Genomic DNA, 16751 nt, shown 5'->3' with positions numbered 1-16751 from the left:
CCGCCTGTATGCGGCGCTGGCTGTCGCTACTGGAATCGCCCCAGCGCAACTCATGCAAGAGCCAGATGAAATGATTGTGACAATGCTGACAATTCTGGAGGAACAGAACAATGGCTAAGAAGTTTCTTGCAATCTCGATTGTCAGCGACGCCGACGATAAAGGGTTTCGTAAAGCTGCCCGGAACGTCGAAAAGTTCACCGGGGGCTTAAGCAAACTGGGCCCGGCGCTCGGCAAGTTCACGACCATGGGAAGCGCAGCGACCGCCGCCGTGGCCGCGATCGGCGGTGCGATCGGCAACTTGGGAGTGGGCATGATCGGGGTGGGTGCCCTAGCCGGGGCCGCGCTAACCCCCCTCATTCTCGGCATGGATGGGGTCAAGGCCGCCGCCGGTGCCGCCGCCGAGGGCTTCAACGGCCTGAAGACAGCGGCCAGCGGAGCACTGGAAAGCAGCATGCGCCCGGGATTCGAGGCGCTCAACCAGATGATGGTGGGCTTAACGCCCGCGTTCACGCAGCTATCCACGACCGTGGGCAACGCGTTTAGTGCCCTGGCCACGCAGATCAATAACCCCGCAATCATGGGCGGACTGACCGCAATAATGGACGCGGCCGGGACGATGGTCACCGCCATGGTCCCCGGGATAGCGCAGCTCATCACGGGATTCGCAGCGATAGGCCCGGCGATCGCGCCCGCCGCCGGGGCGATCGGAGCAGCGCTCGGCGGAATCGTCGGCCAGATCGGCCAGGCGCTAAGCAGCGCCGCCCAACTCGGCACCCTCGGCAGCCTGTTCCAATCTTTTGCGGGGATACTCGGAGCACTAGCCCCCATCGCTGGCACGTTGATGACTGCGTTCATTCAGATGGGCGCGGCTATCGGCCCCGGCCTACAGGTCGCTCTACAGGCACTAGGCCAGGCCGCCGCCGCCCTAGTGGGCCCACTTACGCAGGTGGCAGGCGTAGTTGGTTCCGCCCTCGGCGCCGCATTCACCGCGCTAGCGCCCGCTGTCGGCCCCATTGCCGAGGCGTTCGCTTCCCTGATTAGCGCGGTCGCACCACTGGTAGGCCCCATCGCCCAGATCGCCGCGCTGTTTGGGCAAGTGCTGGCAGCCGCGCTATCCGCCATAGCGCCTCTACTCACACAACTAGCAGGCGTTCTGGCCAGCGGTATCACCTCCGCTTTCCAGGCACTACAACCAGTGCTCCCCGTCATCGCCAACGCATTCACCCAACTGTCTGTTGGAATGCAGCCACTCATTCCCGCAATCGGCCAATTGGTACAGGCATTCGTGGGAATAATTCCGCCTATCGTGCAATTGGCAGCCGGTCTATTGCCAGCCTTAGTGAATGTCATCATCGCGCTCATGCCCGCATTCGTGGCCGTAGCGCAAGGCGCAGCAAGCTTTATCCAAGGACTCACACCACTGATTAATCTGATCGGCGCAATTCTTGTCCCGGTCATCAACGTGCTCGCCAGTATCCTGGGATTCTTAGCGCGCATGCTGGCACCTGTCATTGAGCTAGCCGTGTCCCTAGGGCTCGGATTCGGGACCCTCTTCGGCGCGGTGGGCAGGCTCGGCGGGGGGCTCGTCAAACTCATGGAATGGGTGGGAAGCCTAGGTGGAAAGTTCCTCAATCTGGCCGGGCACCTTGTGGGACTTCACGGGAAGCTATCCAGCGTGACAGGCGTGTTCTCGCGTGTAGCCGGTGCCATCGCTGACGTGGTTGGGTGGGTGGCGAACCTGATCGGCAAGCTAGCCTCAATCCGCTGGCCTTCCCCACCGAGCTGGCTATCGTCCATGTTCGGCGCGGACCCGGTAGCCAGCATGTACCCATCGGCCTACGGCCAGTTCGCCAGCGGAGACCCCGCCGGGTTCCTTCGCGTGGCCACCGCGCCCGCTACCCCGCCCGGCACACCAACAGTCAACGTGACCGTGAACGTATCCGGGGCGATGGTGGGCACCACCGCAGAGCTCGCCGAGCTCATTGAGCGGGCCCTACGGGATAAGGCCCGTATCACTGGCCAGTCGCTAGCGGTGGTCCGATGATTACCGTTAAGCCATGGGTAGAGATCGACGGCACGCGCGTGCCCTGCGGTTTCCTCGATATCGGCATGACCCCCGTAGTCATGGACGGACTAGAGATTAAGTGGGGCCGCGACGGGTACTACGAGAAGGCCGAACCCGCCCGCGCCACAGTCCGCTTGTGGGACTCCACCGGTGCATGGGCGCGGCGTATCCGCGACAGCCAGGCCCTCGGCGTTCACGTCTACGTGAAGTGGGCCGCGCCCAGCGGCACGGTAACCATGTTCCGGGGCGTTATCGCGCACGCGCATGCCCGCCGTACTCGGCACCGAGACTGGAAGAACACCGACGTATGGGAAGTGACACTCACCGCCGCGGACCCCACCACCGCGCTTGGCAGCGTCTACCCGCTACCCGGCGTGCTCCAGCCCGGGGAGACCATGGACCAGCGCAAGCAGTGGCTACTCGGACTAGCCGAGTACGGCGGGCTGAAAATCGCCGACATCGACTACCAGAGCGGCTACGCCCCCGCCCAGACGAAACCGGTAGAGGTCGGCAAGGACTCGGCACTAGAGGTGCTCGGCGCTTTCTACGAATCCATGAGTGGGGACGCCTGGACCTATGACCCGGAAGCGAACGCCGTGCGCCAGTGCGAGCGGCACGATGGCGACTTCACCACGTATCTAGCCAGCTTCGACGACGCGCGCGGCGCGGTGATGATCGCCGCGAGCGATACCGTCATCGACGGGGTAAGCCGCCCCGGCGTAGCACTATCCGCATGCCGCCTCGGCGTGCCCGATGGCATCGAGATCGAGGCCAGCGCGGACACCGATATCAACCGCGTGGAATCCACGTGGTACGACGGCGGCGACAACTGGTCCGCGCGCGTGGCGTACAAGGACGCCGTAGCGCTCAATCAACCGCGCCGCATGCTGGCCAACGACACGTGGATGACCACCGACTGGGCAATTGAGCTCCAGCTACAAAGCGCATGGGACCGCGCCCGCGCCGAGGGCCGCCGCCCAAAACACCCAGAGCTCCACCACAGCCCGGGCAAGACCTTCGCCACCGAGCGCCTAGCCCGGTGGTGGCTACGGTGCTGGGAAGATACCCGCCCCGCATTCGTCAACGGCGATCTAGCCCACGCCTGGCTCATGCAGGAAGCCGCCGACTGGCCTCCGCTGGTCTCCCCCCTCGGCGGCACCGTGACCTACCGCGCCACCGACGGGTGGACGATCCACCTCCACGTGCAGTGGATGCACGACCGGTCGCAAGTCACGCCCATGGTGTGGATCAATCTGCGACAGATGAAGTGGACCACCACCACGGCCACCCAGCCATGGTGGGCCCGGCTGATCGGCATGTCCCCGCCCGCGCCCATCACCACCGGCCAGCCGACGCCGGACCGGGATGTTCGGTGGGGTTCGCCGGGCTCGGCTACCCGTGAATACCGGTTCGACGAGTCGATGACCTGGGCCGATCTGAAGTACCTCGACAACACTACTCGCGAAATCAAGGACGTTTTGACATGACCGGATACACCCCCCGCTTCCGCCTGCCCTACCCCACCGACGGGGAACCCATTTGGCAGGGCGCACGCCAAATACAGGCGCTAGCCGAAGCCATAGACAGGCAGACGTGGGCCGCCGACGGCGCAACGGGCCCGCAGGGCCCCGCCGGACCATCAGGCCCGCAGGGACCAAAGGGCGATACCGGCGCAACCGGACCGCAGGGACCGAAGGGCGATACCGGCGCAACCGGACCGCAGGGACCGAAGGGCGACACCGGCGCGACCGGGCCAGCAGGCAAGGATGGTACCGGCGTGACAATCAAAGGTAGCGTGCCCAGCGCCGCAAACCTGCCCACCGGGCCACAAACACCCGGCACTGCTTACATAGCCACCGACACCGGCCACATGCACGTATCGAATGGCACCACGTGGAACGACGTGGGAAACATTCAAGGCCCCCAGGGACCCAAGGGGGATACCGGCGCGACCGGACCCCAGGGACCGAAGGGCGATACCGGCGCGACCGGACCGCGGGGGCCGAAGGGTGACCCGGGCGTGCAGGGGCCGAAGGGCGATACCGGTGCTACTGGTCCACAGGGGCCCAAAGGCGACGCCGGCAACACCGGGCCGGTAGGCCCAACCGGCCCGGCGGTGGACCTCGGACCACTCCGAGCGGAACTGTTCGGCGGCGCTACCCGTACCCGCGCCCCGTATGCCGAGATAGCCCTCGGCTCGAACCTATGGGTACCGCGCTGGTCTGACCAGGTGTGCAACAACCAGTGGACGGCGTTGGTCGATACCGACGGCGCGTTCACCCGATCGGGCACGCCCGGCCAAACGTACTACCGAGCCCCCGTCGCTGGCCGGTACCTGATCCTGTACCAGCTCATGCACCAGGGCGATAACGCCCGCGCCGGTGGCGCTATGAAGGTGCTGCTCAACGGCACGGATGTTACCCGCAACAGCATTGCCAGCCGGACCGCTACCCCGTCGCTCGAGGGACCCACTATGCAGCTGTCCACGGACGTGAAGCTGGCCGCCGGTGATCTCATCCGGTGGGCCTACTGGTATGCCGAGGACACCACGATTATCCCCGCCGGGTTCGGCAACGCCCGATCGAAGATCTCCATCCGGTACATGGGATCTAGCTAGACAGCCGCCACGCGCCCGCCGCCGCCGAGCTGGCCACCTGATCATCCACCGCCGTGTAGATCATCGTGGTGTCCAACTTGGCGTGGCCAAGGAGGCGCTGCACCGCGCGGATATCGTGACTCGCCGCGTACACGGTGGTGGCATAGCGGTGCCGCAGTTGGTGGGCCGTGACCCCCGGGGGAAGTACCTCGCCGACCAACTCCCCCACCCGCCGCGCGGATAGGTGCCCGTCGATCTGGCCAGGGAACAACCACCCCGGGTTGGCCGCTATCCGGGCTGCGAGGTGTGGTGGTAGGGGCACCGCGCGGACGTGCCCGCCCTTACCAGTCACCCGGAGCCAGTGCCCGGCGATATCCTCACCGCGCACCGTGGCCACCTCGCACCGCCGCAATCCCCCGTAGGCCATGAGTTCAATCATCGTTTGCACCCGGGGCTCGGCGCGCCGAAGAGCCGACAGGATGACAGTATCCGCCGCCGGGCGCGGCACCGCCCGGGGTACCGCTGCCCGGGGGAGTTCAGCCGCAGCGTTCACACCGCGGCCTGTCCGCGCGCGCCATGCCCAGTAGGTGCGCAGGCTAGCCCGCACGCTACGGCGCGTGGCCGGGGCCCACGGCTGGCTAGCTAGCCAGGCTACGAGGTCGCTTTCGTTCATCTGTTCGACGGGTTTACCTACCGCTCGGATACACCGCCGCACGTGTGAAACCCGTAACGCGATCGTGCCCGGGCTCAATCCCGCCGCCGTAAGGTACTCTGTCCACTCTGAAACGTCATCCATGCAGTAAAGCTACTTACGCAGGTCACGCCACGGGACGTAGAGGGGAGACGTCAAACCAGCGGGTTCGGGGTTCGAGTCCCTGATGACCCACTAAGGCGCATCCCCCGGCCCTATGGCCGGGGGATCTCCGTATCCGGAGGGTTCGAGCCCCTGAGTTCCATCCGCTGGGTTCGAGACCTAGTGGCAGCCTGCGTCAGGGCAATCTGAGGCGACGTGAGCACTCGTGGCGACTAAGACTGGAGCCAAAACGTAGGCGATGCGATGCCCTGCAGCCCCCACCCGTAGCAACCCCTTCAGGCCATACGGAAGAAGTAAAGAAACCGCGACGGTACCTGACTACTCAAACTAGCCAGGTACCGCCTCCGGGCCCCTATCCCCACTAACGGAAACAAGCATTATGCCCCATCCTCTCAAGTATCTAGGCCCGGTTATTGTGCTCCTGATAGCTGTCACCGGGTTGGCTCCCCTGTGGTTGGCGATACCTGCCGCCCTAGTCATCGGTCTACGTCTCGGCGTTGACCTTGAACGACGGCGGGTGAGGAAGGCATGAACCTCATTGTCATAGACCAGGACACCGGTAAGCGGTACCTCACCGCGCACCAAGCGGCTGAAGCTTTCGGGGCAAAGACCACCACCTACTCCGCATGCGAGGCACGGGGGTATGCTCCGCAGCCAGCCACCTACTTGAGGAACAGGCCACTGTGGAATGAGGATGAAGTGGTGGACTGGGACCGCACTCGAGCGCAGTAGAGGCTAGCCCGGGGGCTGCCGCGTCGCCACACCTCCGCCAAACCCAGAAAGAGACTATCGAGTTGAAACTTCGCCCTGTGATGCCTGGCCTCTTGTTGCTCGGTCTTGCCGCGTGCAGCAGCGCAAACGACGAATCGACGGTCAAGACTTCCCAGCTCTCGGCACCGACGAACACCGAGAAGACATCAGGACCCGCTACTTCTGAACCGTCCCCTAGCACGGAGTCGGATATGTCTCAGCCCGTCCCACAAGCATCCCCCGGAGCAGGACAAGCCAATTTCACCTGTGGTGATTGGCACCTCTACCAGGCAGGTACTGCCATTTACGACGACGGTCGCACTGGTTACGAGGCCAGTTGCTTCCAACCCATGATGGACGCAGCAGGTAACCAGCCGCAGAACCAGCAGGCTCCGGCTGAGAACAGCAATTTCGAGCAGTGCGTCGGCCCGGCAGCGGTATGTGGTTATGGGATCGGCCCTAACGGCAAACCCAATCCAAGCAGCGGGGAGCTGCAGCTCTTACATGGCTGCCAGGAGGGTTATATCCAAGACCCCGAGCGATGCGCCCAGGTTCAGGACAAGGCGAACGAAAACGGCTGGTAGATCGCGAAGCTTTTACCTACCCTCACCCCATCAACCCGGCCTTGCCTCGTCCCGCTTTGGCACTGCAACCACCACCGGAAAGCTGGACGTCTTGGTAAAGGGTGACAAATCCCCCGCGGTTCCGATCCGGCAGTTCGCCGGGTCGAGAACTACTAGGCCCAGGGCCTCTGTACTGTTCCCATCCTCCTCGCCGTGCCCGCGCTCGCTCCCGCCCGGCGATTCCGCCCGTCCCACAGATCCAGACCGGCCCGGCGAACCAGGTGCGGCTGCCGCATCAGCCGCGGTCGCCGCGTCGGCCAGGTCCTGAAGCTGTTGGATGTTGTCGCAGAAACGCAGCTCGTGGGTCCCATCGGTCACCAGTTGGTTGAGGTCCACTGGGGGCGTTGCCGAATCGCCATCCTTACCCGCATCAACCCCTGATCCCGCTTCAACGGCGCCACCCGTATCGCCATCGGTAACCGCCGCATCACCCTGACCCACCTCGCCGCGGAGCCCATCCCCACTGCCACCCGGCCCAGCCCCACGGCCGCTCGGCCCGGCCCCACGGCTCTGCCCTGCGTCATCCCCAATCCACGCCAGCGGCCGCGGTGGCTCTGCCGTGTAGACCTGGTGAAACAACACGGTCGGGCACCCCTCGCGGACATTTTCCCCGCTACCGTCGAAGTGGAGGGTCCACCCGCCATCGGTGCGCTCGGCCAGAACGCAGTGGTCGGCAGCATCGTCGTGGGGGAAGTAAAGTTGCAACATTTGCGCGAGAGTAGCCACCCACGCCCCGGGTGGGGGGGGTGCGAAGCCGTGGATAAACACGGCACGAGTGCTTCGGGAATGCGCGGGGTTGGTGGCGTCGTTAAGAAACACGCGCAGAACAACACGCCTTAAGAGAGGATGACGACACACATGGACCCGGCAACCACGCCCCCTATTTCGCTTATCGATTTCGCTACCGTGCACAGCGGGGAGCGGCCGGGGGACGCCTTTCACCGCAGCGTCGCCTTTGCTCAGCAGGCCGAACGCCTGGGATTTAAGCGGATTTGGTACGCCGAGCATCACAATATGAAGCGGATTGCGTCCTCCTCCCCGGCGGTGTTGATTGCCCACGTGGCGGCCAATACGCACCGGATCAATCTGGGTGCGGGAGGAGTGATGCTGCCCAATCACGCCCCGCTGACTATTGCAGAGCAATTTGGCACGCTCGCCGAGTTGCATCCGGGGCGGATAGATCTGGGGCTAGGGCGGGCCCCCGGGACGGATCCCCGAACTCTCCAGGCGCTACGCCGGGATGCACGCGCTGCCGAGACATTCCCCCAAGACGTTGTGGAGCTGGCCGGTTACCTCAGCGGAAAATCGACAATTCCGGGCGTCACGGCGGTTCCGGGGACGGGGACGAATGTTCCCCTGTACATTCTCGGTTCCTCCCTGTTCGGTGCTCAATTAGCGGCACAATTGGGTCTGCCCTACGCTTTCGCATCCCATTTCGCCCCCGCCGCGTTGGAGCAGGCCGTGGCGACATATCGGCAGAACTACCAGCCTAGTGAGCAGCATCCGGAGCCCTACGTCATTGCAGCGGTCAATGTCACGGCGGCGGATAGCACAGATGATGCCGTGGAGCAGGACCGCCAAGTCAAGCGCAAAAGGGCACGCGCAATGCTGGCGCGGGGGCGGTCCATTACCGATGAGGAGCTCGACATTCTCCTCAGCACCCCGCAGGCCCAGCAGGTGTTGGATATGTTGCGCTATACCGCCGTGGGAACCGGCAGCGAGGTGCGCGATTACCTCGCCGATTTCCGCGCCCGGGCACAAGCCGACGAGCTCATGGTCGCGCTCAATGCCCCTTCCGGCGCCCAATCATTGCGGTCCATGGAAATTCTCGCGGACGCCACCAACTTAGCGCCCCGCTGACCTACCCCGCAGCGCCCCGACGATTCGCGGCACATAAGCCGCGACGACGAGCATCGCAATGACCCGCAAGACCTGCACGACGGTGACCAAAGGGTCGGTGTGCGCTTCGTTGGCAAAGGCGAGCACAACGTAGATTCCGCCGGGCACAGTGGCCAGGTAGGCCCCGAGAACGTCGATATGGGCCATGGGTGCAATGGCGAAGGCCACCGCGATCGAGGAGCCGATCATCAGCGCAATCGCCAGCAATATAACGGGCAGGGATTGCCCAAATTGCCGCAGGGCGGACTTCGTTAGCGTGCCCCCGGCCTGAATCCCGATGACCGCGTAAGTGATGGTGACCGCCAGACCGCTGGGCAGCAAAAATCGCTCGGGCACGCCCAGAAGCACCGCCACAACCACGAGGGCGATGGACATCAGCAGGTAGGGGGAGGGCAGTGCGACCCAGCGGCTGACCCCGTGGGTGATCGCCCAGACGATGCCGAAAACCACGGCGGTGCCCACCAGCCCCTGCCAGGAGGTCTTCCACCAGGATTCGTCTGCCTCGGCGCCGTGGACCTGCACCCCGCCCATTACCGCGACGAAGGCGGGCAGGGTGAGCACGACGATTGCGAGGCGCAGGTACTGGGTGAGGGTGACGAACTGGACGTCCGCCTTGAGATCACGCGCGGCCAACACCATTGCGCTGGCACCGCCGGCCAGGGTCGCCAGGATGCCGGTGGCGGGGTCTACGCCGTGGAGCCGTTTGAGCACGTAGGCCGCGGCGGCGCAGACGAGCAGGGTGACTGCGAGGCTGAGCACGGTGGGCCCGAGGTATCGCAGCAGGTCGCGGCCGTGCACTGTGGTCAGTGGGGAGGCTGAGCGCATGGCGATAACCACCTGCGCGGGGGTGATGAGGTGGCGATGGGGCACCACGCGCCGATCGGCTCCGATGGAGTACACCCCGAAAACGACGAGAAACGCGAAAACCCACGCTGCGGGGATTCCCGCGCGTGAGCCGAAGATCGCCAGTCCCGCTCCGATGAGGCTGAGCAGGGCGAGCGGGAGGAGGCTGCGGAAGTGCTGGCCGCGTGCTGCTGGGGCCTGCACCCTTAGCGCGTGGCGGCGAGGAGACGCTGGATCTCCTTAATCTGCTTCTTTTGCTTGCGCTTGTTGGACATGCCAATGGCGACCAGCAGAAGCACGCCGGCGCCGATGCCGCCAAGAACCATCTGCACCTTGGGGTCCTTGATCGTGCCCATGACCTGGCCGCGAGCGTCGTCGGCGAGGTTCTTCGGGTCTGCGCGCACGGAGAGCTCGTCAAGGGTACGAGCCAGCTGGTTGCGAGTGCGCTCAATGTCGCGCTGGATGGCGTCGATGCTACGGGCCACGTGAAAACTCCCTAGGTCCTTGATCCCACTGTCAGGATCATTGTTGATCCCACTTGCAGGTTCGCTGTTGCGGTGAAAGCGTTACCTCTCGGCATTGTACGGGATGGGCAGGTCGCTCACACGTACAGTAGCCAGCATGACGCAGAACAACGGTAATTCTCTTCTGGACGCCACCAACGGCGCGCCCTCGGAACAAGTCAAGCTGCAGCCTGGCGATACCGCCCCGGCCTTCTCTCTCCCTGCCGACGACGGCTCCATCGTCAGCCTCTCGGACTTCGCGGGCCAGAAGGTTGTGGTGTACTTCTACCCTCGCGCCAACACCCCTGGCTGCACCACGGAGGCCTGCGACTTCCAGGATTCGCTCGAGCAGTTGAACGGGCAGCAGGTGCAAGTCATCGGTATCTCCCCGGACAAGCCGACCGCGCTGCAGAAGTTCCGGGCGGACCGCGAGCTGACATTCCCCCTTCTGTCCGATCCAGAGAAGGAGGTGCTTATCGCCTACGGTGCGTTCGGCGAGAAGAAGAATTACGGCAGGGTGGTGCAGGGTGTAATCCGCTCCACGTTCATCGTTGACGAGTCCGGCAAGATCGCGGCCGCGAAGTACAACGTGAAGGCAACCGGGCACGTGGCCCGGATTATCAAGGAGCTCTAGCTCGGGCGCATAAGACTTTCCGTGGGATGCGGTCGGTGGCCCGTCAGCCCGCGCCTCAGGCTGCGGCCCCGGGTCGATCCCCGGCCGCCCTGCGTTTTACCACTTTCATGCCACGAAACCCCCAACCTCTGGCGCCAAACCAGTAAAAACTAGCCCCCCTGCTGCAAGAACTGGCACCACCCCGCCCAGGGTCCCCCCGCACACGTCGGTTTCACCCGCGCATGCAAAAACCCATCTACGCAGTTAGATGGGTTTTTGTGCGCCTGGGGAGACTTGAACTCCCACGTCATAAGACACTGGAACCTAAATCCAGCGCGTCTGCCAATTCCGCCACAGGCGCCTCAGCGTCAGTCGGAAGCGAACGGCCGGGCGTGCTTCGTCTCTGCGCTGGGAACATCCTAGCAACGCACCGGCGCAAATCGAACTCCCGGGCTGGCTGTTGCCACTCAGGGCGGGAACCGCGCCACCCGCCTCACCTTGCCGCACCCCACTGCATCAACTTTTAGTTCTTGCCACCCCAAGTAGACTAGCCAACCGTGAGCACTCCCCGTCCCACCGAGCCCCAGCCCCAGCCGATCCCGCTGCGCGTGCGGATCGTACAGGTGTTTTTCGTGGTGCTGGGCGTGCTACTCACCCTGGCTTTGGCCTACTGGCAATGGCAGCGGTGGCATGAGGTGGACGGGACTTTTCAGAACCTGGGCTACGCAGTCCAATGGCCGATCTTCGGCGGTTTCCTCGTCGTCGTCTACCGCAAATACCTCAAGTACGAAAAGGAGCGCGCCCTCGGCAACGACGAGGCAGCGGTGCCGATCGATAGGAAGGGCGCCATGACCGAGGTTCCGGAGGACTTCCTCTTGCTCCCAGGAACCAGCCGTGCCGTCATCGACGAACGTGGTTTCGAGGACACCCGACGCCGGGACCGACGAGGGTCCCAGTCACAGCCTGAGGGGCCTCAACCGCAGCCTGAGAGGCCGCAGTCACGGCCTGCCAAATTCCAAACGGGACTTGCGGAACCGAATAACGCCTCCACCCCAAACCCGATCCCAAACCCCAGCGCAGACCGCCGCACACCCGATAGCGACCACCGGAAGGACGTTCCCAAGTGAGCACCACTCCACCCGAGGAACCCCAGAATGCCCCTCAACCCGAGACCGCGAACACCGCCAGCACTGGCACCACTAACAACGGCGCGACTCTCATTCACCCCCAGCGGCAGGCCCGGGTGGCCAGGGCGCTGAAGGTCTTCAGCGTCACCGCCTACGTCACGGGTGTATTCCTGCTCCTTCTCGTTGCGAAGATGGTGTACGTCTACCTCATCGTTGGGAAAGAAAACGCCCCAGGATGGCTGGACTACTTCGGGATTGTCCACGGCCTGGCTTACATGGCATTCATCCTTGCCTCCCTGGACCTAGGCACTAAGGCCCGCTGGGAGCCCGTCAAGTGGCTGACAACGATGCTCGCGGGCGTCGTCCCCCTCCTCAGCTTCTACGTGGAGAAGGTCCGCCGTAACGAGGTGAAAGAGACCTTCGCCCTCCAGTAGTGCAGAGCACCCCACCCACTCTTCGGACCCCTCATCCCCCAGAACCACTCCCCTACTCCGCCCCGGAGGTCTCCACCGCAACCTCGTCGATCTCCCGGTCGGTCGGGGTGGAGGGGGCCGCCGCTCCCCCAGCCCGTTCCTCCTCGCTGGGCCACTGGCTTTGCAGGCATGCGAGCACACCCACCGCCGCCGCCTTCGTCGCCACCGGGAGGGTACTGAGGTCCGGCAGGAAGCCGGGATTGTGGTTTGTGGGGATGTCGATGTCCAGCCTCCCCGCCCGCACAGCCCGCTCCCACTGCTTGCGCGGCGTGATCCCCACGGTCCACAGCAGGTAGGGCGCGCCGAAGGCCTTCGGCAGCACCGGAAAGTCCTCCGATGCGCTCCAGGGTTCCATGTCGGTGGAATCCTCCCCGAAGGCCTCATCGAACGCCGGGCGCAGCGCCCCGAAAACCTGCGGAGAATTATCGGTCGCACCCAGCAGACCCACGAATTTGAAGTCCGGTTCGCGCTCCGCCCCGGCTGCCACGGCCTCTGCGCGAACGATCCGTTTGATGGCGTCCACACACTTCTTCCGCAGCTCTTCATCGTAGAACCTGCAACTCAACGCGATTTTGGCACTATCCGGGATCACGTTGTTCGCCTTACCCGCCTCCACGGACGCCACGGTGACCACCGCAAATTTCCCCGGCGGCACCTCGCGGCTGACGATCGTCTGCAACCGCATGACCGTGCTCGCCGCGAGCACAACCGGGTCCACGGAGCGATCCGGCATGGAGGCGTGCGCGCCGCGCCCGTAGAGGGTGATCTCGATGGTCGTGGAGCTCGTCATGACCGGCCCGGGGGCGGTGAAGACGCGCCCGGCCGGACCTGCGACGACGTGCTGGGCGAGGCACACGTCGGGTCGCGGAATGACCTTGCCCAGGCCGTCGGTGACCATCCGGTGGGCACCGATGCTGGCTTCCTCCGCAGGCTGGAAGATGGCGACAACCGTCCCGGACCAGTGCTTCCGCGTGTCCGTAAGGATGGCCATCGCGCCCAGCAGGCTGGTCGTGTGATGGTCGTGACCGCAGGCGTGCATGGTGGGCACGCGCTCCCCCTGCGCGTTGAGCTGGGAATGCTTGGAGGCATACTCCACGTCAGTGCTCTCCGCGACGGGCAGGCCGTCGAAGTCGGCGCGGAACAACACGGTGGGCCCTTCCCCGTTGCGCAGCACGGCGGCGATGCCGTGGCCGCCAATTTTGGGGGTGACCTCCCACTCGGGGAAGCGCTGGAGTTCCTGCTCGATGCGCTTGGCCGTCTGTTCCTCCGCCCCGGAAAGCTCGGGGTGGGCGTGGAGGTACTTGTACAGGTCCTCCTGCCAGCTGAGGTCGGCGGTGGTGTCGGCGACGATGGCGGCGGGCGTCCGGGGCGCGGTCACGTGGTCTTCTTCCTCGATGCGGGGTTCGGGCCGGGTAGCGTGTTACAGCTTACGTGCGGCGGCCAGTTGCTTCAGCGGCTCGACGAGCTGCGCCAGCGCCTTGCCGCGGTGGGAGAGCTCATCCTTGCGCTCGGCGCTGAGCTCCGCGACCGTGGTGCCCGGTTCCTCCTCGGGGATGAACAGGGGGTCGTAGCCGAACCCTCCCCCGCCGCGAGGTTCGGTGCGCAGCGTGCCGTGCCACACGCCCTCCACCGTTGTTTCTTCCGGCAGGCCGGCCGCCGGGGCCAGGTCTGCGGGGAGTGCCAGGGCGCAGACGCTGACGTAGTGGGCGCCGCGGCGTTCTTCGGGCACGTCTGCGAGTTGCCCTAGGAGTAGCGCGTTGTTGGTGGCGTCCTCACCATGTTTTCCACACCATCGGGCGGAAAGAACGCCGGGCATGCCATTGAGCGCGTCCACGCAGATGCCGGAATCATCGGCGACGGTGGGCAGGCCAGTGTGGTGGACGCCGTCGCGGGCCTTGATCAGCGCGTTGTCGGCAAAGGTCGCGCCGGTTTCGGGGGTTTCGGGGTATTCGGGCACGTCCCGGAGGCTGAGGAGCTCCACGTCGGTGATTCCGGCGGCGTGGAGGACGCGGTGCAGCTCGCGGAGCTTTTTGGCGTTGCGGGAGGCGACGAGGATCTGGACCATCGGTGGTTTACTCCAGGTTCTCGGCGAGCGCGGCTTTTTGGATGTCGATGATCTGGCGCAGGCCGCCCTCCGCGAGGTCGAGCAGGGTGTTGAGCTCCTCCCGGCTGAATTCGGCGTGTTCACCGGTGCCCTGGATCTCCACGAATCGGCCCTGTTCGGTCATGACGACGTTCATGTCCACGTCGGCTCGGGAATCTTCCTCATAGGGCAGGTCCAGGACCGGTGTTCCATTGAGGACGCCAACGCTAACCGCTGCGACGGGCGGAAGCAGCGGCTGGCCGGGGACCACGCCGCGCTGTTGAAGCACGGATAGGGCGTCTGCGAGCGCAACGTAGGCGCCGGTGATGGCGGCGGTGCGGGTTCCGCCGTCGGCCTGGAGGACGTCGCAATCGATGGCGATGGTGTTCTCGCCGAGCTGCTTGAGGTCCACCGCGGCTCGAAGCGCGCGGCCGACGAGGCGGGAGATTTCGTGGGTGCGGCCCTTGACCTTGCCGCGCATGGATTCGCGGGGCATGCGCTCGTGCGTGGCGGAGGGGAGCATGGCGTACTCCGCGGTGAGCCAGCCTTCGCCGGAATCACGCTTGAAGCGGGGAACGCCCTCCTCCACGCTGGCGGTGCACATCACCCGGGTGTTGCCGAACTCGACGAGCACGCTTCCTGCGGGGTTCGTGGTGAAGCGGCGGGTGATGTAGATGGGCCGCAGCTCGTTGGCGGCGCGGCCGTCGGCGCGGGTGAGGGGTTGGGGTGGGTTGTTTGAGGGATCTGTGTCGTGAATCTGGGCGGCGGTCATGGAGCTCGAGTCTAGCCAGATGGAAGAACACCGTGAACTCCCGAACGACCATCAAGATGAGCGCATCAGGATAAGCGGTCTACTAAGGTCGACGTTCTCTCTCCGGATCGGATTTCCAAGGTAGGGCTTGCACCACGCGCTGTCTAACCTCACGGGAATTGGTTTCTCGTGCAACTGAATCCATAACTTGGTTGGACAAATCCATCGCCGCACCTGCTCCCGGCACCGACGCTCTCCATTGCTCGGCGCTTTGCACAGCGGTCATCCAAGAGATTTTTTCCAGGCTCCGTTTTGATGTATCAACTCCAAGCGAGCGGTGAAATTGTTCGATGAGTTCCCCGCTTTCATTCAGAGCGTTCACCACTCTCGGGGCCGATAAGAAATGGACCAGCACTTTCCGATTCAGATCTTCACCGGTGAGGGCCATGCGCTCCATAATCGCACCGGTTCGCGCGGAAGCGACTTCTCTACGCCTGATGCGCGCCTGGTCTAGACCACGTCTATGCCCCGCGGAGGACTCTGGTGCGGTCCGGTGAACGTATTCAAGCTCTATCGCGCCGAACTCCTCCAGCAGCTCGAAACACTTGGCTAACACTGCCAAGTGGACCCCTATGTCTGCCGCCGCTTTCTCGGCGTTTTTTGCCCGTTCCTTAGCATTCTTCGACTGTTCTAGGCGTTGGGCGATCGCGTCTAGAGCCAGCAAAGTCTGTTCCTGCACAGATAGGATCGACCTGTTAGCCCCAGCCACTTTGCCCCACATCGTTCGAGCATCGCCTTCCGATTCGAGCAGATCTAGCCCGTCTTTGATCGCGTGCTCACTTCCCCGCAATCGGGCTAGGACCTCGTCCCGTTGGTGACGCCTGACATCATCCAGCTTTTCGTCTATGCTGTCGAGCGTTTTCCGCATCTCTTCGGCCGCTGCCTGCTGGGCTAGCTGGGCAAGCAGTACAGCAGGATTCAAACCGAAAGACCGTCGCACAACTTTGTCTGCACGAAGCCATCCCATGGTGTGCGTTCCGGGTTTGCCCGCCATGAGGTAATTCACGCCCTCCTGGCTCGTTTTAACCAAACCGTGCATGTCGACCCGTCTCGCCGATTCTCCTGTGAGACGGACGTAGGTACCAGTTGTGCGCCCCACACTGGAGGCTGCAGCGCCAACGCTAGCGAGCTGGGACAACACCCGTGTGATACCAACGTCGGAGGTGAGCGTCTCCAGACCAGTCCGCTTTACGAACCGGGCAACTGCCGTACTTTCCCCAACCAGCAGAGCGCCCTCATCTCCCTCGATAACAGTTACGCCTTCAGCGCTGAGAACTACAGGTCGCGCATCCCCCGCATCGCCCGCCGAACTGGGATTGACACTATGAGCTGGGACCTGAGCACCCAATTCTGGCTCCGTTCGTCCTCCAGCTTTCTTCGAGGCCCTAGGCAGGGAAGGCTGACCGTCTCCTGTCTCATCCAAATCCTCTGGTGTCATTGCTTTCGTCGCTCCTTCTCCACGACCTCTTGAGCTCGGTAGTCCACCTAGATCTGGGCTTCCACTATGCCAGGAGAAACGATCGTTCGCACGAGGTGCCGCCGTGGAGGCC

The 16751-nt window shown here is 64.2% G+C and carries 17 protein-coding genes and 1 tRNA gene; 9 read left to right on the top strand and 9 right to left on the bottom strand.

Annotated elements, in window-relative coordinates; genetic code table 11:
• Positions 1-110 precede the first annotated feature (110 nt).
• From CHEID_RS02960 to CHEID_RS02950, 3 genes are read left to right on the top strand one after another with little or no spacing between them, the layout of a single operon-like run.
• The gene (locus CHEID_RS02960; RefSeq protein WP_112769958.1) at positions 111-2045 is read left to right on the top strand and encodes a phage tail family protein; all 1935 of its coding nucleotides are present in this window, start codon (positions 111-113) and stop codon (positions 2043-2045) included.
• Positions 2042-3553, top strand: a complete 1512-nt coding sequence (locus CHEID_RS02955; protein WP_112769957.1) for a hypothetical protein — start codon at positions 2042-2044, stop codon at positions 3551-3553. The genes CHEID_RS02960 and CHEID_RS02955 overlap by 4 nt, the downstream gene beginning before the upstream one ends.
• The gene (locus CHEID_RS02950) at positions 3550-4683 is read left to right on the top strand and encodes a collagen-like domain-containing protein (protein ID WP_146743885.1); all 1134 of its coding nucleotides are present in this window, start codon (positions 3550-3552) and stop codon (positions 4681-4683) included. Before CHEID_RS02955 ends, CHEID_RS02950 begins: the two co-directional genes overlap by 4 nt.
• On the opposite strand, the gene CHEID_RS02945 is transcribed toward CHEID_RS02950, so the two are convergent.
• Positions 4676-5335 carry a tyrosine-type recombinase/integrase gene (locus CHEID_RS02945; protein ID WP_112769956.1) on the bottom strand — a complete coding sequence of 220 codons (660 nt, stop codon included), beginning with the start codon at positions 5333-5335 and terminating at the stop codon, positions 4676-4678. The genes CHEID_RS02950 and CHEID_RS02945 overlap by 8 nt on opposite strands.
• 669 nt (positions 5336-6004) lie before the next feature.
• Between CHEID_RS02945 and CHEID_RS02940 the strand changes: the two genes are divergently transcribed.
• Both CHEID_RS02940 and CHEID_RS02935 read left to right on the top strand, forming a co-directional pair.
• Entirely contained in the window at positions 6005-6208 is a 204-nt protein-coding gene (locus tag CHEID_RS02940; RefSeq protein WP_112769034.1) for a hypothetical protein, read from the top strand.
• 230 nt (positions 6209-6438) lie between these two features.
• Positions 6439-6810 (top strand): hypothetical protein, encoded by a 372-nt coding sequence (locus tag CHEID_RS02935; protein WP_146743829.1) that lies wholly within the window; start codon positions 6439-6441, stop codon positions 6808-6810.
• 30 nt (positions 6811-6840) lie between these two features.
• Here CHEID_RS02935 and CHEID_RS02930 read toward each other — a convergent pair whose 3' ends face one another.
• Entirely contained in the window at positions 6841-7557 is a 717-nt protein-coding gene (locus tag CHEID_RS02930; protein WP_112769032.1) for a hypothetical protein, read from the bottom strand.
• Between the two features lie 150 nt (positions 7558-7707).
• On the opposite strand from CHEID_RS02930, the gene CHEID_RS02925 reads away from it, so the two are divergent.
• Positions 7708-8709 carry an LLM class flavin-dependent oxidoreductase gene (locus CHEID_RS02925; RefSeq protein ID WP_181645880.1) on the top strand — a complete coding sequence of 334 codons (1002 nt, stop codon included), beginning with the start codon at positions 7708-7710 and terminating at the stop codon, positions 8707-8709.
• Here the strand turns inward: CHEID_RS02925 and CHEID_RS02920 are convergent.
• Both CHEID_RS02920 and CHEID_RS02915 read right to left on the bottom strand, forming a co-directional pair.
• Entirely contained in the window at positions 8695-9795 is a 1101-nt protein-coding gene (locus tag CHEID_RS02920) for an AbrB family transcriptional regulator (RefSeq protein ID WP_238599254.1), read from the bottom strand. The two genes, CHEID_RS02925 and CHEID_RS02920, sit on opposite strands and share 15 nt — an antisense overlap.
• 2 nt (positions 9796-9797) lie before the next feature.
• Positions 9798-10076, bottom strand: a complete 279-nt coding sequence (locus CHEID_RS02915) for a DUF3618 domain-containing protein (protein WP_112769030.1) — start codon at positions 10074-10076, stop codon at positions 9798-9800.
• A gap of 136 nt (positions 10077-10212) precedes the next feature.
• Between CHEID_RS02915 and bcp the strand changes: the two genes are divergently transcribed.
• On the top strand, positions 10213-10728 hold the full coding sequence (gene bcp, locus CHEID_RS02910; RefSeq protein WP_112769029.1) for a thioredoxin-dependent thiol peroxidase: 516 nt from the start codon (positions 10213-10215) through the stop codon (positions 10726-10728).
• Positions 10729-10986: 258 nt separating this feature from the next.
• On the opposite strand, the gene CHEID_RS02905 is transcribed toward bcp, so the two are convergent.
• Positions 10987-11068, bottom strand: a tRNA-Leu gene (locus tag CHEID_RS02905).
• A 196-nt stretch (positions 11069-11264) separates the two neighbouring features.
• Here CHEID_RS02905 and CHEID_RS02900 point away from each other — a divergent pair.
• Positions 11265-11834, top strand: a complete 570-nt coding sequence (locus tag CHEID_RS02900; protein WP_181645879.1) for a hypothetical protein — start codon at positions 11265-11267, stop codon at positions 11832-11834.
• 92 nt (positions 11835-11926) lie between these two features.
• Positions 11927-12268, top strand: a complete 342-nt coding sequence (locus CHEID_RS02895; protein ID WP_273661464.1) for a DUF3817 domain-containing protein — start codon at positions 11927-11929, stop codon at positions 12266-12268.
• A 52-nt stretch (positions 12269-12320) separates the two neighbouring features.
• Here the strand turns inward: CHEID_RS02895 and CHEID_RS02890 are convergent, their stop codons facing one another.
• The 4 genes from CHEID_RS02890 to CHEID_RS02875 form a co-directional block, all read right to left on the bottom strand.
• Positions 12321-13685, bottom strand: coding sequence for an amidohydrolase (locus tag CHEID_RS02890; protein ID WP_112769028.1), 1365 nt, complete (start codon positions 13683-13685; stop codon positions 12321-12323).
• 42 nt (positions 13686-13727) lie between these two features.
• The gene (locus CHEID_RS02885) at positions 13728-14372 is read right to left on the bottom strand and encodes a non-canonical purine NTP pyrophosphatase (protein ID WP_112769027.1); all 645 of its coding nucleotides are present in this window, start codon (positions 14370-14372) and stop codon (positions 13728-13730) included.
• A gap of 7 nt (positions 14373-14379) precedes the next feature.
• Positions 14380-15162, bottom strand: coding sequence for a ribonuclease PH (rph, locus tag CHEID_RS02880; protein WP_112769026.1), 783 nt, complete (start codon positions 15160-15162; stop codon positions 14380-14382).
• An 82-nt stretch (positions 15163-15244) separates the two neighbouring features.
• Positions 15245-16207, bottom strand: a complete 963-nt coding sequence (locus CHEID_RS02875) for a hypothetical protein (RefSeq protein ID WP_146743828.1) — start codon at positions 16205-16207, stop codon at positions 15245-15247.
• Positions 16208-16751: the final 544 nt, after the last annotated feature.

It is taken from the genome of Corynebacterium heidelbergense (assembly GCF_028609845.1).
GTDB classification, from domain to species: domain Bacteria; phylum Actinomycetota; class Actinomycetes; order Mycobacteriales; family Mycobacteriaceae; genus Corynebacterium; species Corynebacterium heidelbergense.
Note: the sequence above shows the minus strand (reverse complement) of the source record. Positions and strands in the feature narration are given on the sequence as shown.